The sequence below is a fragment of the Frankia sp. CcI49 genome, from assembly GCF_001983215.1.
Lineage (GTDB): Bacteria > Actinomycetota > Actinomycetes > Frankiales > Frankiaceae > Parafrankia > Parafrankia irregularis.
In genome coordinates this window covers 1-23,982 of record NZ_MOWP01000050.1, presented here as the reverse complement: position 1 = coordinate 23,982, position 23,982 = coordinate 1, and the positions used below count along the sequence as shown (strand labels likewise).

The 23,982-nt window shown below is 69.5% G+C and carries 21 protein-coding genes; 9 read left to right on the top strand and 12 right to left on the bottom strand.

Going from position 1 to position 23,982, the window contains the following annotated elements:
* The first annotated feature begins 141 nt into the window (after positions 1 to 141).
* Entirely contained in the window at positions 142 to 1,416 is a 1,275-nt protein-coding gene (locus CcI49_RS37665) for a glycerate kinase (protein WP_076834414.1), read from the top strand.
* Here the strand turns inward: CcI49_RS37665 and CcI49_RS37660 are convergent.
* Entirely contained in the window at positions 1,397 to 2,386 is a 990-nt protein-coding gene (locus CcI49_RS37660) for a hypothetical protein (RefSeq protein WP_076834412.1), read from the bottom strand. The two genes, CcI49_RS37665 and CcI49_RS37660, sit on opposite strands and share 20 nt — an antisense overlap.
* Complete coding sequence (locus CcI49_RS37655; protein WP_054564618.1) at positions 2,383 to 3,066, bottom strand: SigE family RNA polymerase sigma factor; 684 nt, start codon at positions 3,064 to 3,066, stop codon at positions 2,383 to 2,385. The genes CcI49_RS37660 and CcI49_RS37655 overlap by 4 nt, the downstream gene beginning before the upstream one ends.
* Before the next feature lie 484 nt (positions 3,067 to 3,550).
* Between CcI49_RS37655 and CcI49_RS37650 the strand changes: the two genes are divergently transcribed.
* Positions 3,551 to 4,516, top strand: a complete 966-nt coding sequence (locus CcI49_RS37650; RefSeq protein ID WP_116437613.1) for a phosphatidylinositol-specific phospholipase C domain-containing protein — start codon at positions 3,551 to 3,553, stop codon at positions 4,514 to 4,516.
* Positions 4,517 to 4,666: 150 nt separating this feature from the next.
* On the opposite strand, the gene CcI49_RS37645 is transcribed toward CcI49_RS37650, so the two are convergent.
* Together CcI49_RS37645 and CcI49_RS37640 are read right to left on the bottom strand one after the other, a co-directional pair.
* On the bottom strand, positions 4,667 to 5,836 hold the full coding sequence (locus CcI49_RS37645; protein ID WP_076834410.1) for an ABC transporter substrate-binding protein: 1,170 nt from the start codon (positions 5,834 to 5,836) through the stop codon (positions 4,667 to 4,669).
* Positions 5,837 to 5,945: 109 nt separating this feature from the next.
* Complete coding sequence (locus CcI49_RS37640) at positions 5,946 to 6,734, bottom strand: NUDIX hydrolase (RefSeq protein ID WP_241840498.1); 789 nt, start codon at positions 6,732 to 6,734, stop codon at positions 5,946 to 5,948.
* A 332-nt stretch (positions 6,735 to 7,066) separates the two neighbouring features.
* Here CcI49_RS37640 and CcI49_RS37635 point away from each other — a divergent pair, with 332 nt between their 5' ends.
* Positions 7,067 to 7,921: an RNA pseudouridine synthase gene (locus CcI49_RS37635; RefSeq protein WP_063793007.1), complete on the top strand. Its 855-nt coding sequence runs from the start codon at positions 7,067 to 7,069 to the stop codon at positions 7,919 to 7,921.
* A 338-nt stretch (positions 7,922 to 8,259) separates the two neighbouring features.
* Here CcI49_RS37635 and CcI49_RS37630 read toward each other — a convergent pair whose 3' ends face one another.
* Positions 8,260 to 8,751: a transcriptional regulator gene (locus CcI49_RS37630; protein ID WP_235497551.1), complete on the bottom strand. Its 492-nt coding sequence runs from the start codon at positions 8,749 to 8,751 to the stop codon at positions 8,260 to 8,262.
* Between the two features lie 454 nt (positions 8,752 to 9,205).
* Complete coding sequence (locus CcI49_RS37625) at positions 9,206 to 9,541, bottom strand: YnfA family protein (protein ID WP_054564624.1); 336 nt, start codon at positions 9,539 to 9,541, stop codon at positions 9,206 to 9,208.
* A 963-nt stretch (positions 9,542 to 10,504) separates the two neighbouring features.
* Between CcI49_RS37625 and CcI49_RS37620 the strand changes: the two genes are divergently transcribed.
* From CcI49_RS37620 to CcI49_RS37610, 3 genes are all read left to right on the top strand, one after another.
* A complete protein-coding gene (locus CcI49_RS37620; protein WP_235497554.1) occupies positions 10,505 to 11,989 on the top strand; it encodes a hypothetical protein in 1,485 nt (494 codons plus the stop codon).
* Between the two features lie 101 nt (positions 11,990 to 12,090).
* Positions 12,091 to 12,900: a crotonase/enoyl-CoA hydratase family protein gene (locus CcI49_RS37615; RefSeq protein ID WP_054564625.1), complete on the top strand. Its 810-nt coding sequence runs from the start codon at positions 12,091 to 12,093 to the stop codon at positions 12,898 to 12,900.
* Between the two features lie 150 nt (positions 12,901 to 13,050).
* Positions 13,051 to 15,354, top strand: a complete 2,304-nt coding sequence (locus tag CcI49_RS37610; protein WP_076834441.1) for a glycoside hydrolase family 3 C-terminal domain-containing protein — start codon at positions 13,051 to 13,053, stop codon at positions 15,352 to 15,354.
* 41 nt (positions 15,355 to 15,395) lie between these two features.
* Here CcI49_RS37610 and CcI49_RS41825 read toward each other — a convergent pair whose 3' ends face one another.
* Positions 15,396 to 15,944, bottom strand: coding sequence for a hypothetical protein (locus tag CcI49_RS41825; RefSeq protein ID WP_152991244.1), 549 nt, complete (start codon positions 15,942 to 15,944; stop codon positions 15,396 to 15,398).
* A gap of 420 nt (positions 15,945 to 16,364) precedes the next feature.
* On the opposite strand from CcI49_RS41825, the gene CcI49_RS37605 reads away from it, so the two are divergent.
* From CcI49_RS37605 to CcI49_RS37595, 3 genes are all read left to right on the top strand, one after another.
* Positions 16,365 to 16,721 (top strand): TetR family transcriptional regulator C-terminal domain-containing protein, encoded by a 357-nt coding sequence (locus CcI49_RS37605; protein ID WP_235497556.1) that lies wholly within the window; start codon positions 16,365 to 16,367, stop codon positions 16,719 to 16,721.
* Positions 16,722 to 16,832: 111 nt separating this feature from the next.
* Positions 16,833 to 17,039 carry an AbrB/MazE/SpoVT family DNA-binding domain-containing protein gene (locus tag CcI49_RS37600; RefSeq protein ID WP_054564627.1) on the top strand — a complete coding sequence of 69 codons (207 nt, stop codon included), beginning with the start codon at positions 16,833 to 16,835 and terminating at the stop codon, positions 17,037 to 17,039.
* Complete coding sequence (locus tag CcI49_RS37595) at positions 17,036 to 17,743, top strand: Fic family protein (protein ID WP_054564628.1); 708 nt, start codon at positions 17,036 to 17,038, stop codon at positions 17,741 to 17,743. Before CcI49_RS37600 ends, CcI49_RS37595 begins: the two co-directional genes overlap by 4 nt.
* A 76-nt stretch (positions 17,744 to 17,819) precedes the next feature.
* On the opposite strand, the gene CcI49_RS37590 is transcribed toward CcI49_RS37595, so the two are convergent.
* From CcI49_RS37590 to CcI49_RS37570, 5 genes are all read right to left on the bottom strand, one after another.
* Positions 17,820 to 18,530, bottom strand: coding sequence for a response regulator (locus CcI49_RS37590; protein ID WP_054564629.1), 711 nt, complete (start codon positions 18,528 to 18,530; stop codon positions 17,820 to 17,822).
* A 78-nt stretch (positions 18,531 to 18,608) separates the two neighbouring features.
* Complete coding sequence (locus CcI49_RS37585; RefSeq protein ID WP_076834406.1) at positions 18,609 to 19,505, bottom strand: potassium-transporting ATPase subunit C; 897 nt, start codon at positions 19,503 to 19,505, stop codon at positions 18,609 to 18,611.
* A 3-nt stretch (positions 19,506 to 19,508) separates the two neighbouring features.
* Complete coding sequence (gene kdpB / locus CcI49_RS37580; RefSeq protein ID WP_076834404.1) at positions 19,509 to 21,770, bottom strand: potassium-transporting ATPase subunit KdpB; 2,262 nt, start codon at positions 21,768 to 21,770, stop codon at positions 19,509 to 19,511.
* On the bottom strand, positions 21,770 to 23,479 hold the full coding sequence (kdpA, locus tag CcI49_RS37575; protein WP_076834402.1) for a potassium-transporting ATPase subunit KdpA: 1,710 nt from the start codon (positions 23,477 to 23,479) through the stop codon (positions 21,770 to 21,772). The genes kdpB and kdpA overlap by 1 nt, the downstream gene beginning before the upstream one ends.
* Positions 23,479 to 23,568 carry a K+-transporting ATPase gene (locus tag CcI49_RS37570; protein ID WP_035953673.1) on the bottom strand — a complete coding sequence of 30 codons (90 nt, stop codon included), beginning with the start codon at positions 23,566 to 23,568 and terminating at the stop codon, positions 23,479 to 23,481. Before CcI49_RS37570 ends, kdpA begins: the two co-directional genes overlap by 1 nt.
* Positions 23,569 to 23,982: the final 414 nt, after the last annotated feature.

Below are 23,982 nucleotides of genomic sequence, written 5' to 3'. Positions count from 1 at the left end.
GTGGTCGTTTCCGGCCAGCCGCCCTCAGGGCTCGCGGGCGGCCCGATACGGTCGGTGACAGGCCGCCCGTCAGCGACGACGCGATGAGACGACGACGACGCGAGGAGGCTACGAGGCGACGACGCGAGGACAGGGGTTCCGATGTCCGCTCCCGTTCCAGGGCCCGTCCGGGTCCCCGGACGTCCACTGCGCGTGGTGATCGCGCCCGATTCGTTCAAGGGATCGGTCTCGGCGACCGAGGCCGCGGCAGCCCTGGCTTCCGGGTGGTCGGCGACCCGCCCGGACGACGTCGTGGTGACCATCCCGATCGCCGACGGCGGCGAGGGAACACTGGACAGCTTCGCCGCCGCCGTGCCGGGCACACGCCGCCACGAGCTGGACGTCACCGGGCCGGACGGGCGTCCCGCCACCGGCGCCGCGTGGCTGGAGCTCCCCGACGGATCAGCGCTCGTCGAGCTGGCCCAGGCCAGCGGCCTGCCGCTGATGAGCGCACCGGACCCGCTCAACGCGCACACCTTCGGCCTCGGAGAGCTGGTGGGGGCGGCCCTGGACAGTGGTGCCCGCAGAGTTCTGGTGGCGCTCGGCGGATCGGCGTCCACCGACGGGGGGACCGGCCTGCTGGCTGCCCTCGGAGCCCGCTTCCTGAACGCCGCCGGGCAGCCACTTGCGCCGGGCGGCGGAGCGCTGGCCGACCTCGCGGCCGTCGACCTGCACGACCTGCGGCCCGGGCCGCCGGAGGGCATCCACTGCCTGGTCGACGTCACGGCGCCGCTGCTCGGCCCCCTCGGGGCGGCGGCGGTCTTCGGGCCGCAGAAGGGCGCCGGGCCCGCCGAGATCGACCGGTTGGAGACCGGCCTCGCCCGGCTGGCCGAACTCATGCCAGGCCTCGGCGCTGCCGGCCAGGGCACCTCCGGGTCAGCCGGTGTCGGGTCGGGCAGCGTCGGGTCGGGCAGCGTCGGGTCGGGCAGCGTCGGGTCGGGCAGCGCTGGCTCCGTTCTCGCCGAGCAGCCCGGCACCGGGGCGGCCGGTGGCACGGCCTACGGTCTGGCCGCCGCCCTCGGAGCGACACTCGTGCCCGGTGCCCGCAGCATCGCCGAGCACACCGGGCTGCCGGCCGCGCTGGCCGAGGCCGACCTGGTGATCACCGGGGAGGGACGGTTCGACCGGACGTCGCTGGGCGGCAAGGTCGTCGGCGGAGTGGTCACGATGGCGCAGGCGGCCGGTGTTCCCGTGCTGCTCGTCGCGGGCCAGATCGACGGGCCGGTGCCCGCGGCCGTGCGCGACGCGCTCGCGCTCGTCGACCTGGCCGGTGACCGGGCCCACGCCATCGCGCGGCCCGGTCACTGGCTGACGCTCGCCGGAGCGCGCCTGGCCGAGAGACCGGGCGCGCCGCGGATCAGCTCGGTGCCGGGCTGATCTCCGGGCCGAGCTGTGAATGCTCGTCCCAGGTACCCAGAACCCTGCCGTCGCTGTCGTAGGCACGGATCACCGCGAGATTCCCGATAATCCACCCCTCCCATGACTTCTCCCACGCCTTCATCTCAGGCGTGTCGTACTGGGCGCTCAGCTCAGCCTCGTCGGGCTCCGCACCTGCTTCCAATTCTGGTTCCGGCCAGACAACCTTGTCCTCCAGCTCCTTCAGGGCGGGCGGCATTTCCGCCGAAACCCTGATCACGGCCCGGCCGTCCTTGACGGGAACCTCGATCACCCGGTCGGAGACCGTCGCGGTGACCCGGCTGACCCGCGCGGAGACCTGTGCCACGCTGACGGTGACCTGGGAATTGTTTTCCAGCCCGTCCGCAGTCAGCCCACCGCCCACAGGATGGGTTGACAGAAAACTGGTCAACGTGAGGTCGGGGCTCACAATCTTCGGTTCAGCGGTCTGGTCGAACAGGCCGGCCAGGCCGTAGAAGAGCCCACCGGACGAATCCGCTGGAACATCGCATTCCACGAACATCGAGCCGTCAGTCAGGACGATGCTCGCGCCGAGTGAGTCCCGCGCCCCCGCCCACACCCGCAGATCCTCCACCCGCGGCGCCGGCTGGCCCTCCGTCGACGAATAGGTCTGCCGGCACGCGGACACGACCCGTGTCTCCTCGGCGTCGGTGAAGGTCATCGACTGCAGGCGGGTCACCGCGGGACTTCCCTGCAGGTCGGCCGGGGTGATCGACGCCCGTGACTGGCCTCCGCCCAAGGTCAGCCCGGCGGCGACCGCCGCCACGGCGACGGCGCACGCCACCGCGGGCGCGGCCCAGCGAGCGACCCGGCGGAACCRCTCCCGGGGAAGCCTGCCGCGCACCGCGGGCCACAGGTCGCCCGACGGTGCGACGGTCACCGCCTGCGCCAGGTCACGAAGATGTCCGGCGATCTGCTCGTCGGTGGTCATGCGGCACCCCCTCGTACCTCGTCGGGTTGCCCGACTTCGAGACTGCTGGGCTGAGCCCGATCGGCCCCGCCTCCATCCGCCGGTCTCGTCTCGGCCCAGCCCCCACCGTTCGACTCCGCGCTCCCCGCGACCGCACCGGACGCACCGGACGCACCGCCGGCTGCCGGGACCCAGCTGGCTGCCGCCGCGGCCAGAGACGGATCCGCGCGCAGGCGCGCGAGCCCCCGGGAGGCGTGCGTCTTCACCGTTCCGGTGGAGCAGCCGAGAATCTCCGCGACCCGCGCCTCCGGCAGGTCCTCGCAGTAACGCAGCACGACGACGGCGCGTTGCCGGGCCGGTAACACGGCGAGCGCCCGAGCGAGCCCGGCCCTGTCCTCGACCGCCGCCAGTTCGGCGGCGGAGGACCTGGCCTCCTGCTCCGGCACGGCCGCCATCGGCGACTCGGGAACGCGGCGCCGGAAGCGGCGCCGATTGGCGTTCACCAGAATGCGGCGCACGTAGGCGTCCGGGGAGTCGCTTTCGCGGACCCGCCGCCAGGCCACCAGAGTCCGGGCCAGCGCTGTCTGCGCCAGGTCCTCCGCCTCGGCCGGCTCGCCGGTCAGCAGATATGCCAGCCGCAGCAGCTCCGGAAGCCGCGCGGTGAAATACGCCCGGAACTCGCCCTGTAGTTCTTCGTCCATCCTGCCTCCCTCCCCCCTACAGAGCCCACTTGGGACCACACAGGTTGACAGCGCTCCACCGCGACGCGCCCGGGAGAAGGACCCGTCCCGGGCCACCCTGGGCCGAGGTGTTCGGACGGTCAGCAGAACGGACGGGCCACCGGTCGCACGGCCCTCCGAAGCGGTCCCGCGGAGAGGCGGGCTCCCCTCGGAGTAGACGTCCCGATCGGGGAGTAGACGTCCCGATCGGATGGTCAGGGCGCGAGCGATGAACGCCCGCGGAGCGCGCGGTGCACGGCGGCCGGAATCCACACCGCACACGGAATCGACACCGCACAATGCGCCGCGCTTGGCCGCATGGTTCGGGCGCGTTCATCCTGATCGACTTGGATTACCTCCGCACAGCCGGCACGACGCCGGCCTGCCCTGGGAGGTAATCGTGCGCAGATCCCTGACCCGAGGTGCCGTGGCGGCACTCGCCGTGATCGTCGCAGTGTTCGCCGGAATGGCACCGGCCTTCGCCGCGGGTTCCGGTAGCCGTGTTTCGCAGACCACCACGGTCGGTATCCACAACACCTACGACCCGAGCACCTTCACCTATCTCGCGCAGGCGCTCGATCTGCGCCCAGGGCTGATCGAGCTGGATGTCTGGCCGAACATCATCACCCGGGAGTGGAAGGTCAGCCACTCCAACCCGCTGGGGAACTCGAACAACTGCGTGGCTGCCACGACCGCCGCGGGGCTTTACACCGGGGGTACCAACAAGAACCTGGAGTACTGCCTCGACGACATCCGGCTGTGGCTGGGCGCGCACCCGGACGCCGGGCCGCTGATTCTCAAGCTGGAGCTGAAGACCGGTTTCAGCGCCCGGACGAACCAGGGCCCGGCCCAGCTCGACGCAGCGATCGCGGCACATCTGGGATCCGCCGTGTTCAAGCCCGCAGACCTGCTCGGCTCCTACGCCAGCCTGGACGACGCCGCGAAGGCGAACGCCTGGCCGACCCGTGCCCAGCTGACCGGCAAGGTCATCATCGACGTGATCCCGGGGACGGTCGAGGAGGCGAACCCGACCGACACCCTGCGCACGGACGTCGAATACGCCCAGTACCTCAACGGTCTCAAGGCCGCCGGCACCCTCGGCAAGGCACAGATCTTCCCGGTCGTGCACAACGCCCAGGCCGGCGATCCGCGCTCGCGCTACTCCGACACGACACTGCGGCCCTGGTTCGTGTTGTTCGACGGCGACGCGAGCACGTACGCCGGCGGCAGCGTCGACACCTCCTGGTACGACACCAACCACTACCTGCTGGTCATGACAGACGTCCAGACCATCGCACCGGCCGTCGCCGCCGGTGACCTCGCCGCCGCCCAGGCACGGGTGACGCAGGTTGCGGGCCTGCACGCGAGCGTGGCGTCGTCCGACTGGGCGAGCATGCCGTCGGTGAACGCCACACTGCTCGACCGCGGCTGACAACCGCCTGGTTGACCCACGCGGATCAGCGGACCGTGCGGATCAGCGGACCGCGCGGATCAGGCGGACCACGCGGATCAGGCGGATCAGGCGGATCAGGCGGATCAGGCGGACCGCGCGGGTCAACCAGGCCTGGCTGGGCCCGGCGGGTCAGGCGCCGCCGGGGTTCAGTGGCACCTCGACCGGCTCGAAGCTCTCGCCGGTCACATCGACGTCGGCGGCGCGCAGGTTCGCCAACGCGGCCTGGGTGAACTCGTTGGTGTAGGCCAGCCCGACCGGGTCACCACGCAGGACCGTCTGCCCGTGCGCGTTGCGGGTGCCGCGGGCGATCTCGACCGTGCGCGCCCAGGCCGCCTCGTCGACGACGCCTATTCCCTCCGGCGACGGCCAGATGAGCTTGTTGACCTCGTTCATCTGCCACAGCTGATGGCTCGCGCCAAGCTGGGAGCCGGCCGCGACGACCAGGTCCCGGCATTCCTCGGCGTTGTCCCGGCAGTACGCCCAGCCGCGCATCGAGGCTTCCAGGAATCTCGTGGTCGTCAGACGGTAGGCGGCGTCGCTTTCCAGCCGCGAGGTGGAGGCCCAGACGGCGTCCTGCAGCATGGCCGTGCCGACCTCGTTCCAGTCGATGACGCTGAGATCCCGGGAGGTGTAAAGCCTGCCGGTCTTCGGGTTCACCGCCTCGAGAATCTGCGCGTACTCGTTGTAGCTCATCGCCGCGCCGGCATCGATGGCACCGGAGAGCAACGCCTTCACGTCGAAATCCTGCTGCACCAGGGTGACGTCCGCCCCCGGGTCGAGGCCGGCACCGGTGATACCGGCGAACAGCTCGTACTCGTTACCGAAACCCCAGGTCCCGACACGGCGGCCGCGCAGGTCCGCCGGTTTCTCGATCCCCGTGTCGGCGAAGCTCACCTGCCAGCTTCCCGAGCGTTGGAAGATCTGGCCGACCTCGGTGATCCGGGCACCCTGCTCCCGTGAGGCGAGGGCCTTGGGGACCCAGGCCACCGCGAAGTCGGCCCTGCCTTCGGCCAGCACCGTCTGCGGAACGATCTCGGTACCGCCCTGGAGGATCTCGACGGCCAGGCCGACATCCGTGTAGAAGCCCTTGTCCCGGGCCGCGATGTACCCGGCGAACTGCGCCTGGGTGAACCACTGCAACTGCAGGCGCACCTGGGTGAGACCGCCGGCGACGCCCTCGCCGTTCCCGCTGCCCTGACCACCCTTGCCGTGCCGGCTGGCACGGTCGGGCCCGCAGGCCGCGATCAGGACCGCGGCGACCAGCGCGGCGGCGACTCCCGCCGCAAGACGTCTTCCCATCGAGCCCGCCCCTCCGCACGCACCGAATGGAAACGGCTCAGTCTCCCCGAAAGCACCCGGGCGGCGTGCGGACGGCGTCCGCTCGACTCGACGGCCCGCCGAGATCCGCTCAGTCGGTCGCTTCGGTGCGCTGCGCGGCACCCGCCGGAGCCGAGGAGACCGCAGGTGCAGCGGGCGTCAGATAGCCGTGTTCGAGATAGCCGGCTCCGCCGTGCCCCGCCCGCAGACCGGCCGCCGCCCGCACCCGGCGCGCATGCAGGACGGGAAGCTTCTCCCCCACGTCCGACAGCGGCGTGAAGGCGCAGTTGATGATCTCGTTCATGTCCAGCCGGATCCGCTCCCGCCAGTCGGACGGAAGCAGACCTCCGTCAAAGACGAAAAGCAGCATGTCCCCGGTGTGCTCGTCCGAGGCCCAGTCCACCACGAGCAGTGAACCGATCGGCGGCACAATGCCGATCTCCTCCTCGACCTCGCGGACGCAGGCCGCGTACGGCGATTCACCGGGCTCGATGAACCCCCCGGGAATGTCCCACCCGGGCTTGTAGGAGGGTTCCACCAGCAACACGCGGCCCTCCTCGTCGAAGAAGAGCGCGCCGGCGGCCGCCCGGGGCCGGGCCATCGGCGGGCCGACGTTCTCGTTCTCGCCGGCCACGAACCAGTCGACGCTCTCGGCGGGCGCCACGACCTCGGCCGAGGGAACGACCTCGATCGAGGGCACGGCCTCGGTCGACGGCGCGGCATCCATCGACGGCGCGGCGTCGCCGGCAGCGTTGCGGGCACCCGCCGTCGGGATGCGGCTCGGCCTGGTGGCAGGCGCCCGTCCCTCGATCTCCGCGGACGACGCCACCGGCTGGTAGGGCACCGAGGCGGTCAACCCCGGCGCACGCGAAGCACTCACCGAAGGTGACGAGTCGTCTGCTTGGCGGGAGCCGGCAGTCATGATGGTCCCTTCTGCCGCTACGGGCGAACTAGCTGGTACTGCGCTTACTACACGAATCGGCCAACGATTTCCGACATCAGGTCACGCGCAGTCGGCCCGGAGTGTCGGGCCCGGCCCCACTCCAGCTCCATGCTCGGCGTAGTCGCCCAGCCCTCCGCTCGCTCGGGAAACATCGGCAGCCCATGCCAGTCAGAGTGGAACTCCTCCTTCCAGCAGGTTCCCGTTCGCCGAGTTGCCGTGTGGCGAATACTTGAATTGTGAGCATCAGCACTGTGGGGATGGGCGGTCGCGTGACGGAGTGGACAACGATCCGGGAGGAGCACAAGATCTTCGAGGACGAGGCCGTGCTCGCGCTGGACAAGCCGGTCGGTGTGGCCGTCATGGGTGAGCGCCACGACACGGATCTGGTGTCCATGGCCCGGGAGGCCGGCGAGGAGCTGTTCCCCGCCCACCGCATCGACAAGGTCACCTCGGGCGTCGTCCTGTTCGCCAAGCAGCTGCGCCACCACGGCGACCTCACCCGGCAGTTCAACCGGCGCACGGTGGACAAGACCTACCTCGCGCTGACCCGTACCCATGGCATCCCAGCCTCGGCGACGATCGACCTGCCGCTCAGCGTCGGCCGCAAGAACCGGGTGCGGATCGCCGCCAACCGCGCCGACATCGTCACCGTCACGGCGGACGCCGGCCCGGCCGACACCGCCGGGGCCGACACCGCCGGGGCCAGCACAGCCGCGGCGGCACCCGGCCCCGAGTCCGCCCCCTGGCTGTGGACGGTGCCGGCGGCCAAGACGTTCCCGCACGTGCGGACCTATCCGTCGGTCACCCACCTCGCGCGGCTGTGGGAGGGCACCGAGCACACGTTGGTCGCGGCGCATCCGGTCAGCGGCCGGCGGCATCAGATCCGCGTCCACCTCGCCTGGGTCGGGCATCCCATCGAGGGAGATCCGCTCTTCGAGCGCGCGCCGACGACCCGCACCTTCCTGCACGCCTGGCGCCTCGCCTTCGACGCGGGCTGGGATGGTGGCCGCCGGATGGTCGTCGAGGCCGTACCAGGCCCGGACTTCTGGCGCTCGCTCGACGGCGAGGATGCCGCCGTCGCCGCGGCGAGCCTCACCGGGTTCAACGCTCCGGCCACGTTCTGACGCCTCGGGCAGCCCGGATGCCGGCTCCTCGACGGAGCAGAGCCGGGCGCGCGGCGAACGGAGCCGGGAGGCGCGGGTGGCGGGCCGGCAGCACCGCCTGACGTCCTCGCTCCCGGGCTTTCAGCGCTCTCACCAGTCCTGATGGTCTCCACGGTGGCGGCGTCGCGCAGCAGGCAGCTCAGCCGGACGAGCGGTCGGGCGGTCGGGCGCTCGGGCGGTCGGGCGGTCGGGCGCTCGGCGCACGATGAGCAGGCCCGGCCGGCGTCTGCGGAGATGCCGGCCGCCGGGCCCGGCTCCCCCCTCCTGGAGGCCGGGCCCGGCGGCGTGGTGGGCAGCGGTCAGCGCACGCTGATCTTCGCGCCCAGGTTCCTGAGCTGCGCGCTCGGAGCGGCGACCGGCTTGACGCCCTTCCGGAAGGTGATGGTGACGCTGTTGCCGGACACCGTCGAACCCTTCCCGCCCACGACCACTCGAACCGTGCCGAGGTTGGCCGGCTTCTTCGCGTTCACCGCGCTCAGTGCGGAGACGTCCAGCGTGGTGCCGACCGGAACCGTCACCACGATGTGAGTGGCGGTCTTCTGGTTCAGCGTGTAGACGCCCACGTTGGCGCCGGTGGTCACGTTCTTGACCAGAATCGCCCGGGCGCCGGCCGGCACGGCGCTCTGCGCGATGGTGATGTCGAGCCGGACGTTGGCCTTGACCGGTGCGGCCTGCGCGGTCACGGCCGCCTTGGCCGGGAGCGCCGTCGTGGCGGCGCTCGCCGGCAGCGCAAGGGAGACGGCGGCCGCCGAGCCGGCCATCGCGACGGCAATGCTACGGCGCACATTCATCGAAACTCGCATCGACTTCAGACCTCCATTGTCTGGAACGAATTCCGACCGACTGCCGGAAATCATGTCGCCGATGGCGCCGAATCGTCCCGTTATTCAAGGACCGGCCTTTCCATCCCGCGACGGTCGTCACGCTAGTTTTCGATTCTGTGTGCTCTCGATGGCGAACCTTTGACAAAGCTGTGTCGGCCCGAAATGTGTTTGTGGTCACCGGCCCAGCCCAAGAATATCGGTTGAACGTGAGGAGGTGGGCACCCAACGAAGGTAAGCAAGTTCGTCGCGCACCCACCCGGTCACCGGTGTGGCCCATACCGCCGCACAGCGCCAGCAGTTCGCCACAAGGAGGGCGGAGGGTGCGCAGAGTCACCTGACGACCAGCAAGAAGTGAGGATTTCGGTCGTCAGGAGGACCGAAATCCTTCACTCTTCGGACTCTCCCAACCGGGCCACCGCACTCAGCCGCCGCGCGGCGCGTACATGATGATCGCCATACCGACCAGGCAGACGGCGGCACCGGCGAGATCAAAACGGTCCGGGCGGTAGCCGTCAGCGACGATCCCCCACCCGATCGAGCCGGCGACGAAGATCCCTCCGTAGGCGGCGAGGATGCGGCCGAACTCGCCGTCCGGCTGCAGCGTGGCAACGAACCCGTAGAGCCCGAGCGCGATGACACCGGCACCCACCCACAGCAGGCCACGGTGCTCGCGGGTCCCCTGCCACACGAGCCAGGCACCACCGATCTCGAACAGCGCGGCGACGACGAACAGGGCGACGGAGCGGGCGACAGTCACGGGCGCTCTGTTCTCCTCGTGCTCGGGGACCCGCCCCGACCATAACGGCCGCACGCCGACCAACCGACGAACGGACAGCAGTTCAGCAGTTCAGCAGTTCAGCGCAGCGCAGGTCAGCAGTCAGTAGGCCAGCTGGCCCATCGTCACGCTCATGACACGTGGCGTAACCACCGGGGAAACGTTCGCGGTCACCGCGACCAGCCAGCCGCATGTGCCGCCCTTTCGGGCATGGAGGCGACGACGTGACATGCACGTCTACCGATACCCACGGGATGAAGCTCACGTTGGTGGTCGACCTCGACCCCCCGCTTTTCCGGAAGGTCCCGCCACCCCACACCGGCAGGCGGCACCAAACCTTACCAAAAATTGTGATCACCATCACATGCCATTCAACTCGTAGCTCTCCGTTAATCTCGCCCATTGCACTGGACGGGCCGCACAGCCCACTCACAGGTAGACATATGCAGGTCAGCGACCATCCGCAGCAGACCAGCCCGGATGGATCGCCCCGGCAAAGCCTCCCGCCGCCCCTATACGGCCCGTTACCTACATCGGCAAAATGGCACACGTTCCCTCGCTTGCGCAGGGAACGGCACACCGATATGTTCCCGGTGTTCGATCGCGCCTCGGTCGAATACTCCGCCATTCGGGACCTGAGGCCGGCTGTTCTGCGGCGAGAGGCCACGCGACCGTACCCATAAGGGACTGCCTGATGGTCGGCCTGCTTTCACGCGCTCCGCGGCTCACCGACCGGTCACGTTCGAACCCAGCTGTAACCGGTGCCACCTCTCCAACCGCCCTCGTGGTCGGCGGGAACAGCGAGCCTTTTCCATCCCACGGTGCATGGTGAGGGATACCGAAGGGCGAAGCCGGCGACGGAATATGCCCGGTCTCCGCGGGCGCTTCGCAGGGTTGTGGAACGTGCGCGCCGTCCGGGGGCATTTTTCGTTTCTCGTCTTACTGGTGGCCGCGACGGCAGTCCGGCTCGCCGCGGTGACGGGGTGTCGCCCGGCGCTCTGGTTCAACGACAGCTACGAATACGTGGCAGGCGCACTGCGCCCGGAGCCCTATGTGGTCCGGCCGTCGGGTTACAGCTTCTTCCTCCGCGCCCTCGAGCCCTTTCACAGCTTCGAGCTGGTGGTTCTCCTCCAACATGCCCTTGGCCTCGCGGTCGGCGTCGCGGTCTATGCGCTCCTGCTCAGGCTGGGCGCGCCCGCCTGGGCCGCGGCGATCGGGGCCGCTCCCCAACTGCTGGACGCCTATCAGATCGAGCTCGAGCATCTGGTGCTCTCGGAGACGGTCTTCACCGCGCTCCTGGTGACGGCGGTGCTCTGCCTGCTCTGGCAGCGATCGATCAGCGTGCCGGCCGCGGCGGTGGCGGGGATCGCGCTGGCACTGGCGGCGGTGACTCGGTCGGTGGGCCTTCCGCTCGCCCTGGCCGCCACGATCTGGCTGCTCGCCCGACGACCTGCGTGGAAAAGCATGGCCGCGTTCGGGCTGACGCTCGCCGTGCCGGTGCTCGCCTACTGCTCCTGGCATCGGGCCGAGCACGGGAGTTTCGCGACCTCGGGTAGCACCGGTGTCTTCCTCTACAGCCGGACCGCCACCTTTGCCGACTGTGCCGTGATGAAGCCTCCCGCCGAGCTCCGGCCGTTATGCCCCACCGAGCCGACCGACCAGCGAAATCCCCCGTCGGACTACATCTGGCATGGTGACAGCCCGCTGGCCGGCATCCCTGGCCCCATCTTCGACCCGGCGAAGGAGGAGCTCGCCCGGGATTTCGCCGTCCACGCCGTTCTCGCCCAGCCGCTGGACTACCTGGATGTGGTCGGGCGGGATTTCATGCGGACGTTCGAGTCCCGGCTGGAGGACTACCCCAGCCGTTCGGTCGCCGAGCGGTACCTTTTCGGCTCCCCGACCCCGTCGATGACGCGCAAGGACCGCGAGGCGGCGGACCTGCGAGCCTATGAGCACGGCGAGTTCGCGACGACCGCGCACGAGCCGATGGCCGGCTGGCTGGTGACCTACCAGCGTCATGCGGCGCTGCCCGCGCCCGCCCTGGGCCTGCTGCTCGTCCTCGGTCTGGTCGGGACGGCCTGCGCGTTTCTCCGGGTCCGGTCGCTTGCCGCCCCGCTCCTGCTCCTCAGCGGCCTGGCCACCCTGACTCTGCTGTTACCGCCCGCCACCGCCGGTTTCGACTATCGCTACGTCCCACCCGCGTTTCCGTTTCTCGGAGCGGCGGCGGTCGCCGCCGGCCTCTGCCTGGTCAGGCTGGTCAGGCGCGGGGGCAGCGTCGTCGGAGAAACCACTGCGCAGCCGGACGAACCCGCTCGGCCTGAGCAGCCCGAGCAGCCCACGCCGGGGGAAGAGCCCACGCGGCCGGACGAACCGGTCGACGGCGGCGCGCGGCCCGGTCCGATCCCCAGCACCGGCATACCTGTCTCCTGACCGGCTCCTGTCCGGCTCCTGTCCGGCTCCTGTCCGGGGCATCGCGGGGTACAGCGGGGTATAACTGAAATCGACGTCAACATCGCATCCTGGAGTCATCTGTGGCTGAGCGCGTTGTGGTCGAGATCCGGGACGGTGTCGCCGACGTCCGCCTGAACCGCCCGGAGAAGCTCAACGCGCTCGACGGGCCCATGTATCGGGCCCTCGTCGACACGTGCGAGGAGATCCGGAAGCAGCCGGCGGTACGCGTCGTCGTGCTGTCGGGTGAAGGACGAGGTTTCTGCGCGGGCCTCGACTTCGCGGCGTTCCAGACCATGGCGGGCGACCGTGCGGCCAGCTCGGCGATGGCCGAGAACGTCGCCTCGAAAAAAGGCGCGAACATCGGCCAGCGGGCCGTCGCGGGCTGGTCCGAGCTGGCCGTTCCGGTCATCGCGGCGATCCACGGGCCCTGCCTCGGCGGCGGCCTGCAGCTCGCGCTCGGTGCCGACATCCGCCTCGTCGCGCCCGACGCCTCGCTGTCGGCCATGGAGGTCCGCTGGGGGCTCGTGCCGGACATGGGAGGAAGTCTCGCTCTCGCCCGCCTGGTCCGTCCCGACGTCGCCAAGGAGCTCGTCTGGACCGGGCGCACGGTGTCCGGAGCGGAGGCCGTCCACCTCGGGCTGGCGACGAGGCAGGAGGCCGACCCACTCGCCGCGTCCCTCGAACTGGCCGCACGGATCGCGGCCCGCAGCCCCGACGCCGTGCGCGCGGGCAAGCGGCTCCTGACCGACGCCGTCGGCCGCACGCCGGACGAGCAGATGGCCCTCGAACGTCAGGAGAGCAGCGCGCTGGTCGGCACCGCCAACCAGATCGAGGCGGTGACAGCCTCCTTCGGGAAGCGCCCCCCGCTCTTCCGGGACGACCCCGCCTAGAAACCGGCGGCACGGCGACATTCCGGACCGCCGGTAACGACTACCGGCCGACGAAGCGGGATTTCCTCCTCGACCGCTTACAGTCCCATCAGCCGCCGTAGGTCACGGGCCTGCGACTCCGTCGCCGACACATCCTCGAGAGGTCAGATGATGCCGTCGATCGATCCCGCCGGCCTGCCCCTGGAACAGAAGGTGTCGCTGCTGTCGGGTCGTGACTTCTGGACGACCAGACCCGTCGAGGCGGCTGGAATTCCGTCGATCGTGCTCACCGACGGCCCGCACGGCGTCCGCCTCCAACGCGACGGCGCCGATCACCTGGACTTCTACGACAGCCTCCCCGCCACCTGCCTGCCACCCGCCGTCGCCGTGGGGTCGAGCTGGGATGTCGGGGTGGCGCGGCGGCTGGGCGCGGCGGTCGGCCGCGAGGCCCGCGCTCTCGGTGTCACGGTCGTCCTCGGGCCCGGCGTCAACATCAAACGCTCGCCGCTGTGCGGGCGGAACTTCGAGTACTACTCGGAGGACCCGCTGCTGGCCGGCATGCTCGGCGCCGCGCATGTCCGCGGGCTGCAGGCTCAGGGGGTGGGCGCGTCGGTGAAGCACTTCGCGGCCAACAACCAGGAGACCGACCGGATGCGGGTCAGCGCGGACGTCGACGAGCGGACCCTGCGGGAGATCTACCTCGCCGCCTTCGAACGGATTGTCACCGAAGCGCGGCCGGCGACCGTGATGACGTCCTACAACCGGATCAACGGGACGCCCGCGTCCCAGCACCGCTGGCTGCTGACCGACGTCCTGCGCGGAGAATGGGGCTTCACGGGCGTTGTCGTCTCCGACTGGGGCGGAGTCAACGACCGCGTCGCCGCCCTGGCGGCGGGGCTGGACCTGCAGATGCCCGGCACGGGCGGCGCCAGCGACGCGGAGATCGCGCGTGCCGTCCGCGCCGGAACCCTCGACGAGGCCCAGGTGGATGCAAGCGCACGCCGCGTCGCCGCCCTCTCCGGCCTGGTCGCCGAATCCTCCAGCCTGCCGGCCGGGGCGGACGGCGAGGTTTCCGAGGTTCCTGTCGACGAGCACCATGCCCTGGCCCGGGAGCTGGCCGCCGACTGCGCCGTCCTGCTCCGGAACACCGGCGGTGTTCTTCCCCTCGCCCGGCAGTCCCGCATCGCGGTCATCGGCGACCTGGCCACCAGCCCCCGGTTCCAGGGCGGCGGCAGCTCGCGCATCAACCCGACCAGGATCGACATCCCGCTGGACGCCATCCGCGCGCTGGGCGAATCGGTGACCTACGCGCGGGGCTACTCCGCTGACGGCACCGATGACGATCAGCAGGCGGGGTCCCGAAGCGGGAGCGACGCGGTCGGGGGCGACGGTCGAGAGGCATTGCTCACGCAGGCCGTGCGGACGGCCGCGGCGGCCGAAGTGGCGATCGTGTTCGCCGGGCTCGACAAGGAGACCGAGGGCATCGACCGGGAGCACCTCGACCTGCCAGCCGAGCAGTTGACCCTCATCCGCGCGGTCGCCGCGGCGGCACCGCGCACCGTCGTCGTGCTGGCCGGCGGCGGCGTCGTCTCGCTGGAGGGCTGGCACGACGACGTCGACGCGATCCTCGCCGGCTGGCTGCTCGGCCAGGCCGCGGGCGGCGCGATCGCCGATCTCCTGTTCGGCGTCGCCAATCCGTCCGGGCATCTCGCGGAGACCATCCCGCTGCGTCTCGCGGACACTCCCAGCTATCTCAACTTCCCGGGCGAGGCCGGTCATGTCCGCTACGGCGAAGGCGTGATGGTCGGCTACCGCTATTACCAGACCGTCGAACGCGCCGTGCGCTATCCGTTCGGGCACGGCCTGAGCTACACCACCTTCACCACCGACGCTCTCGACGTCACCCTGGCCGGAGACGACACCGCCACCGCCCGCGTGACCGTGACGGTGACGAACACCGGCGCCCGGGCCGGCCGGCACGTCGTCCAGGTCTACGTCGCCACCGCCGCGGGGCCGGTCCGCCGCCCCGCCCGGGAGCTGCGCACGTTCACGAAGATCACCCTGCGGCCGGGCGAGACCCGCACCGTCGGCCTCGATCTGGATCGGCGTGCCTTCGCCTACTACGACATCGAACTTCACCGGTGGGTGGTCGCCCCCGGCGACTACACGATCCAGATCGGCGAGAACGCCGCGCACATCGTCGCCGAGCAGACCATCACCCTCACCGGCGACTCCGGCCACCGGCCGCTGAGCCTCGACTCCCCGTTCGGCGACTGGCTGCACCACCCGGTCGTCGGCCCGCAGCTGCGGCGCTCCCTCGGCGGAGGAATGACCGAACAGTCCCGCAAAGCCCTCGAGCAGAACCCGGACCTGCTCGAATCGATCTCCACCATGCCGATCCGCCAGGTCCTGAGCATGGCCGGCACCAGATTCCGGGACGAGGAGCTCGCCCGCCTGATGGAGCTGAGCCGATAACGAGGCAGGCGCGCCCGCGCATAACAGAGGGCGACGCGGCGTTACTCCAGTTCGAGGAGCGAGTTCACGATCAACTCCCGGTGCGACTGCATTTCGGGAATCTCCAGCGCGCTCGACAGGACATATTTGGCACGCCCCTTAAGTGCCGACTGATGATACCCACAGCAGTAGATCAAATCTACGCAGGTGACGCGAATTTGTGAACTACTTGAAGTCTCCAGCAGTTCACAAAAGAACGGGAATGCCAGTGAAATCTCCCCGATACATTCCTCGATACTGACAGGCCCTAGGCCCTGGTCTTCGGGCTCGTGGACATATCCACCAGATATTTGCGCCAGCAGTTCAAGCGCATAATCAAGGGCGGGAACCGAGAGTTGCGTCAGTGACTGAACCACGCAGGCCGCGACTGGCACAGTAGCCTGCGTAAGACAGCCGTCTACCAGGGCAACACTATCGATTCGCCAGTAAGCAGACCTCGCAGCCTCCTTATCAGTCGCTCCAGCGAGGTCACGGATAGCATCGGGCAGAGCAGCCGAGTCCGCGAAGCTTCGCAGACCAGCCCAGTCGTGTCTCGCTAGTTCGATCTCCATGGATCCCCCTGCAGAACCGTCCGATCGGAGCCCCGCCTCTGCGTGCTCCACTCAGACGGTCAAGTCGATGATGCGAATCTATCAGAATGAAGCGAAGAAGTCCGACTGGAACGTATTTGCTCGCTGCACAAATGACGATCGTTCAGGCGCTTTCAACCGTCATCGAGCACCTGGGGATCCAGCCTTCCCGCGAGGGCCGGCGGAGGTCGAACTACCCAATCCGTCGGCCCCACCGGTATCGGAACGCGGGCGGGCAGCAGCCGAGAGCTGCCCGCCTACCACTTCGGATCCAAGGAAGCGCTGATCGACCGGCTCACCGCACGCGCCCCGGAACAGGCGATCGCGGCGACCTCCGCCGCCCTCGAACGAGCCCAGCGCGACCGTGCGGAGCTCACCGCGCTGGCGATCCTGTGCGTCACGATGGACACCTATCTCGGGCTGTTCGCCGCCGCCGACGCGGAAGCCCGCGCCGTCGTGGTGCTCTGGGGTGCCAGCTTCGCCACGGAATCCGATCTGCCCGCCGTCCGCGAAGCGGCCCGCCTGCGGCACCGTGAGCTGACAGGCCAGATCCGGGCCGGCCAGCAGGACAGGTCCATCCGCGCCGACATCGACCCTGCCGCGGCGGCCGTCGTCGTCATGGGCATGGTCCGCGGCGCCGCCGCACTGTCCCTGGCCGAGCCTGACGCCGCCGACCCGAACCAGGTTCGGAAGCTGTGCGGCGACGCCATCAAGACGCTCCTTCGCGACAACGGCGGAACCATCACCAGCCCGGCATAGCGCGACGGTGATGATCGCACTCCACAACGACGGGTCGAGGGCATATTGACCGACCCGTTGCAGAGACCAGCAGCCCTCTCCGCATGTTCGTACGAGACGTACGCTGTTCGTATGCGCAAGAAGGTCGTCACGATCGGGAACTCGGCGGGCATCACGATCAGCCCGGCCGAACTGCGCGCCCTGGGCGTCAGCCCCGGAGACTCCGTCGAGGTGACCATCCGCGCCGGGGTCCTGGAGGCCCGCGCCGTCAGCCAGTACGAGGACACTCCCCTACCCGACCTGATGGCCGTGATCAATGCCGCACGGACCAGGCCATGACCTGGACGCGGCCGGAGTTCCTGGCCGAGATCGCCCGCACCGGGATCCTGTCGCCGGAATACGCCGAGGACGTGCTCGTGCGGCTGGCGCATCACTCCACCGCGATCGAGGGCAACACCCTCACCCTGGCCGACACCATCACCCTGCTGGTCGACGAACGGGTGCCGGTGGCCGGGACACCGGTACGCGAGCTGTACGAGGTCACCAACCACTACCAGGCTCTCGCCCGCCTCCTGACCGCCGTAGCCGACGGCGAACCCCTGACCACCGAACTCGTCCGCGATCTGCACGCCGCGCTGATGGACCATCTGACCCACGACCGCGGCCAGTACAAGACGTCCAGCAACATCGTCACCGGCGCCTCCTGGCGGCCCACGTCCCCTGAACGCGTCCCGGAACTCATGCTCCAGTGGGCCGACCAGGCCGAATGGCAGACCGCCAACCTCGACAACGAGGCTCTGCTGGAAGCGATAGCCCGCGCGCACATCGCCGTCGAGCGCATCCACCCGTTCTCCGACGGAAACGGCCGCACCGGGCGCGCGATCATCGCCTACCAGACCATTCGCAGGTTCGGGTTTCCCGCCATCATCCAGGTCGCCCAGCGATCCGGGTACATCGCCATGCTCGACGCCCAGGACACGCCCGCCCTGACCCGTCTGCTCGCGGTCTCACTCGCCGACGAGGCAGGCCGCGCGCAGCCGTAGCCACCCATGGTCGCCAGGACGGCGAAAGGCCTCAGATGCTCGAACCCGCCGGCATTGTCGCCCTCCGTGGACGCGGCTACGGCTGGTAGCGGTAGCCCATCCCCGGTTCGGTGGTGAGGTGGCGGGGGCGGGTGGGGTCGGGTTCGAGCTTGCGTCGCAGCCGGTTGATGTAAAGGCGCAGGGAGGATGTGTCGTCCGCATAGGACTTTCCCCAGACCTGGGTGACCAGGGCCCGGCTGCTGATGAGCATGCCCGGGTTGCGCAGCAGTGCTTCGAGCAGCCGCCACTCGGTCGGGGTGAGATGAACGGGTCCGCGACCGCCGTTCCGGGAGGTGATGGACTTCGCCACGAAATCGACGTGGTAGTCCCCCACCTCGGCTACCGGGGCCACCCGGGCACCGGCCCCTCGCCGGCTGACGGCACGCAGCCGGGCGAGGAGCTCCTCCACGGAGAACGGTTTGGTGATGTAGTCGTCGGCTCCGGCATCCAGGGACGCGATCTTGTCGTGCCCGGAGGTGCGGCCAGAAAGAACGATAATCGGGATGTTGGTCCAGTCCCGCAGGCCGCGGATGACGTCGATGCCGTCCATGTCCGGCAGCCCCAGGTCGAGCACGACGATGTCGGGTGGATGGGCGGCGGCCTCGGCCAGGGCGTGCCTGCCGTCGACCGCCGTACGGACCTCGTATCCCCTGGCGTGCAGGGTGATCCGCATCGCCCGCAGGAGCTGTGGTTCGTCCTCGACGAACAGCACCCGGCTACCGTGATGTGGATCAGGTCCGCTACCCATCAGCCAGCTCCTATCCGCAGGCGGTGTGCGTTTCCCCGCGGGTCTCCCCGCACGTCGCCCACCGAGCTCCCGGCCGGTTCACGGGGCGGCCGTGGCTCGGTCGAGGTCGAGGTTCAGTTCCAGGACGTTGACGGTCGGCTCGCCGAGGAAGCCCAGCGCCCGGCCGGTGGTGTGCCTGTCGACGAGGTCGCGCACCTGGTCGAGGGGCATGTCGCGTTCCCGGGCTATCCGGGGAACCTGCAGCTCGGCGTAGGCCGGGCTGATGCCGGGGTCGAGGCCACTGGCGCTGGCGGTCACGGCGTCGGCGGGCACGGCCGGCTTCTCCGGGGCGTCGCCGCGGACGAGGACCCGCTCACCGGCGGCGATGTCATCGCCGGGCGTACGGCACTCGACGGCCACGCCCTGGTAGCTGGCGAGGAACGGGGTGGCGGGGCACGCCTCGTTGACGCTGACGACGCGGGTGATGGCGCCGTCGAACCCGGGGCCGGCGTGGTAGACGGCGAGGACGGCGCCGACGCCGGAGGCGGTGCAGTACTTACGGCTGCCGTCGACCCCTTCCCGCTCGCCGATCGCCAGGCTGCGTGCGCAGACCTGGGTGAGCAGGCTCTGCCCGCTCTCGTCCTCGTCGGGGGTGGCGGGGTCGTCGATGCCGTCGACGACGTCCTCTGGGCCGAGGTTGGACGCCGAGGTGGACGTCGGGTCATAGCCGTCACCCGCGGCGGACGGCCGGCTCTGAAAATAGGTGAGCAGTGCGTTTCCGTCGGTGTCGGTGAACGACTGGCCGATCAGCGACGAGCCGACACGCTGGCCTTCGGCGTTGGTGACGAAGGATCCGTCGGCGTTGTCCTTCAGGCCTGGGATCTGCGCGATGGCCAGGATCGCCAGCGGGTAGGCGAGGCCGACGAGCACGGTGAGGACGAGCAGTGCCCGCAGCGCCGCCAGGTGCTGGCGGATCCAGGATGGAAGCGTTGACATGGTTCAGCCCACTCCCGGGACGAACTGCACAAGCAGGTCGATGAGCTTGATGCCGATGAACGGGACGACGATCCCACCGAGGCCGTAGATGTACAGGTTGCGACTGAGCAGCTTCGACGCACTCGCCGGCGTGTACCGAACACCCCGCAACGCGAGCGGGATGAGCGCGATGATGACCAGCGCGTTGAAGATGACGGCGGAGRGAATCGCCGACTCGGGGCTGGCGAGCCGCATGATGTTCAGCTTGTCCAGGCCGCCGTAGACGCCGGCGAACATCGCCGGGATGATCGCGAAGTACTTCGCGACGTCGTTGGCGATGGAGAACGTCGTGAGCGCTCCGCGGGTGATGAGGAGCTGCTTGCCGATCTCGACGATCTCGATGAGCTTCGTCGGGTTGCTGTCGAGATCGACCATGTTGCCGGCTTCTTTGGCCGCCGAGGTGCCGGTGTTCATCGCCACCCCGACATCGGCCTGGGCCAGCGCGGGCGCGTCGTTCGTCCCGTCACCGGTCATCGCGACGAGCTTGCCGCCGGCCTGCTCCCTGCGGATCAGCGCGAGCTTGTCCTCCGGGGTGGCCTCGGCGAGGAAGTCGTCGACGCCGGCCTCGTCCGCGATCGCTTTCGCGGTGAGCGGGTTGTCACCGGTGATCATGATGGTGCGGATGCCCATCCGCCGCATCGCGTCGAAGCGCTCCCGCATGCCGGACTTCACGACGTCCTTGAGCTGGATGACCCCGAGCACCCGCGCGACCGGGCCCGACGGGGTCCCGATGACCTCGCCGACGACCAGCGGGGTGCCACCGGACGCGGAGATGCCGTCGACCACCTCACCGGCCTGGGTCGGAACCACGCCCCCGTTCTCGCGCACCCACCGGGTGACCGCGCTGGCCGCACCCTTGCGCACCTGCCGGCTGACCGCCGCCCCGGCGGGCTCGCTGTTCGCCGCGGCACCGTGCACCGCAAAACCGTGCACCGCAGCACCGTGCTCCGCGGCGAGGTCGACGCCGGACATCCGGGTCTGTGCGGTGAAGTGCACGAAGGTCGCGTGCCGCAGCTCGCCCGGGGTGCGTTCGCGCAGGCCGTACTTCTCCTTGGCGAACACGACGACGGAGCGCCCCTCGGGGGTCTCGTCCGCCAGGGAGGACAGCTGGGCGGCGTCGGCCAGCTCGGCCTCGCTCACACCCCCGACCGGGATGAAGGCGTTCGCCTGCCGGTTGCCGAGGGTGATCGTTCCGGTCTTGTCGAGCAGCAGGGTGTTGACGTCGCCCGCCGCCTCCACGGCCCGCCCGCTCATCGCCAGCACGTTGCGCTGGACGAGCCGATCCATCCCGGCGATGCCGATCGCGGACAGCAGCGCCCCGATCGTCGTCGGAATCAGACAGACCAGCAGGGACGCGAGCACGATGCCGGTGATCCCGTCACCGGTCAGGGTCGAGGTGTCCGGCAGCGCGGGCTGCTGCGCCTTCGAGTAGATCGCCAGCGGCTGCAGGGTGGCGACGGCCAACAGGAAGATGACGGTGAGCGCGGCCAACAGGATGTTCAGCGCGATCTCGTTCGGCGTCTTCCGCCGGTTCGCCCCCTCGACCAGGGCGATCATCCGGTCGATGAAACTCTCGCCGGGCTTCTGGGTGATCCGCACGACGATGCGGTCGGAGAGCACCTTCGTCCCGCCGGTGACCGAGCAGCGGTCCCCGCCGGACTCGCGGATCACCGGCGCCGACTCGCCGGTGATCGCCGACTCGTCCACGCTGGCGATGCCGTCGACGATGTCGCCGTCGCCGGGGATGAACTCCCCCGCCTCGACGACCACGACATCGTTCTGGGCCAGCCGGGGAGCGGGAACCAGTTCCTCGGCCGCGGCCTCGGCAGGCTGGCCCGGCCGCCAGTCGACCAGCCGGCGGGCCTGGGTGTCGGTCTTCGCCCGGCGCAGCGCCTGGGCCTGGGCCTTTCCGCGGCCTTCCGCCACGGCCTCGGCCAGGTTGGCGAACACGACGGTAAGCCACAGCCACACGGTGATCAGCCAGCCGAACACCGACGGGTCCGCGATCGCGAGGATCGTGGTGAACGCCGCGCCGACCTCGACGATCAGCATCACCGGGTTGCGCCACAGCGTGCGGGGATCGAGCTTGCGCAGCGCGCTGGGCAGCGACTTCCACATCTGCCTCGGGTCGAGCAGGCCTCCGCCGACACGGCGTGGCTGCTCGGGGAGAGGCTGCTGCCGGTCGCCCGCGGCGTCCGCCCGCGTGGCGAGAGTGGTGGTGCTCATCAGTGAATCCCTTCCGCGAACGGCCCGAGAGCCAGCGCGGGGAAGAAGGTCAGCGCAACGATGATCAGCGTGACGCCGGCGAGCATTCCGACGAACTGAGGCCGATGCGTCGGCAACGTCCCGGCGGTGACCGGAACCGGCGCCTGCCGGGCCAGCGAGCCCGCCAGGCCGAGCACGAAAAGCATCGGGAGGAATCGCCCGAACATCATCGCCAGGCCCAGCGCCGTGTTGTACCAGGTCGTGTTCACCGTGATCCCGGCGAACGCGGAGCCGTTGTTGTTACCGGCCGAGGTGAAGGCGTAGAGAACCTCCGACAGGCCGTGCGCTCCGCTGTTGAGCATGCCGGCTCGCTGACCCGGCATCGCCATCGCCACCCCGGTACCCAACAACACGATGATCGGCGTCGTCAGGAAGTACAGCGACGCGAACTTCATCTCCCGCGCGCCGATCTTCTTACCGACATACTCCGGAGTCCGGCCGATCATCAGGCCGGCCACGAACACCGTCACCACGGCGAGGACGAGCATTCCGTAGAGGCCCGATCCGACGCCGCCCGGTGCCACCTCGCCGAGCATCATGTTGAACAACAGCGTGGCGCCGCCGAGGCTGGTGTAGGAATCGTGGAAGGAATTCACCGCGCCGGTCGAGGTCAGGGTCGTCGCGGTGGCGAACAACGCCGAGTTCGCGACGCCGAAACGAGCGTCCGTGCCCTCGGTCGCAGCACCGACCGCCTCAGGGACGGTGCCGTGGTGCGCGCCCTGGAAAGCCAGGTTCACCGCGAGGCTGCCCAGCGCGATGACCGCCATCGCCGAGACAATCGCCAGGCCCTGCCGGCGGTCGCCCACCATGCGGCCGAAGGTGCGGGGAAGCGAGAAACCGATCATGAGCAGGAGGTAGATCTCGAACAGGTTCGTCCACGTCGTCGGGTTCTCGAACGGATGCGCCGAGTTGACGTTGTAGAAGCCGCCGCCGTTCGTGCCGAGCTCCTTGATGACCTCCTGGCTGGCCACCGGCCCGCCGGTGATCGCCTGCTCACCGCCCGTCAGCGTCGACAGCGGCCGGGTGCCGTGCAGGTTCTGGATCGCTCCGCCGGCGATCAGCACGATGGCCCCGAGGACGCAGATCGGGAGCAGGATCCGCACGATCGTCCTGGTCAGATCGACCCAGAAGTTGCCGATCTCGTCACCGGTGCCCACGACGGAGTCCATGCTGCCCGGCCCGGAGGCGACCGGTGCCCGCCGCCGCGCGAAACCGCGCACCACCGCGATCGCCACCGAGATCCCGACCGCGGCCGAGGCGAAGTTCTGCACCGCGAGGCCGACCATCTGGGTGAAGTGCGACATCGTCGACTCACCGGAGTAGGCCTGCCAGTTGGTGTTGGTGGTGAAGCTGACGGCCGTGTTCCAGGCCAGCGCCGGCGAGACCCCGGAGAAGCCCAGGTTCCAGGGCAGATGGTCCTGGACCCGCTGCATCAGGTACAGGAAGAGCACCGACACGGCGGAGAACGCCAGCACGCTGCGGGCGTAGACGGTCCACCGCTGGCCCACGTTCGGATTCACGCCGGTCAGCCGGTAGATCGCCCGCTCCACCGGCAGGTGCTTCTCACTCGAATACACCCGGTACATGTAGTCACCGAAAGGCCGATACGTCGCCACCAGTGCGGCGACCAACAGCACGACGACCAGGATTCCCGCGGCCGTGGTCGACACTAGAAACGCTCCGGGAACAGCAAAGCCGCGATCATGAGGATGCCCAGCCCTATCGCCAGAACGAGACCGGCGATGTTCTCAGCGGTCACAGCCGCTCGACCCCCCGCAGAACGAGCGCCAGCAGCGCGAAACACCCAAGTGTCAGCGCGACGTACACCACGTCGAGCACGAGTCCTCCCTCTCCAGCAACGAAAGCCGTTCCCTCCCGTGCCGCCGTGTACGGACAGCAGGGGCGGGCAGCGTCGCCAGTAAAGCGCGATCGATACCGGTTCCGGCGATCACTCACAGGTTTCTAACGGGGACCCGGCACTTTCTAACAGAACACTAACGGCGATCATGAAAATTGCCGGACGCGGATGCCTCAGGGCCTTCCGGCGCGGTGTCGCCGACCGCAGGATGGGCGGGTGACACGAGGGACACTGCGGATCTATCTGGGTGCCGCACCAGGCGTCGGCAAGACCTACGCGGCACTCGACGAGGCCCACCGGCGAGCCGAACGAGGC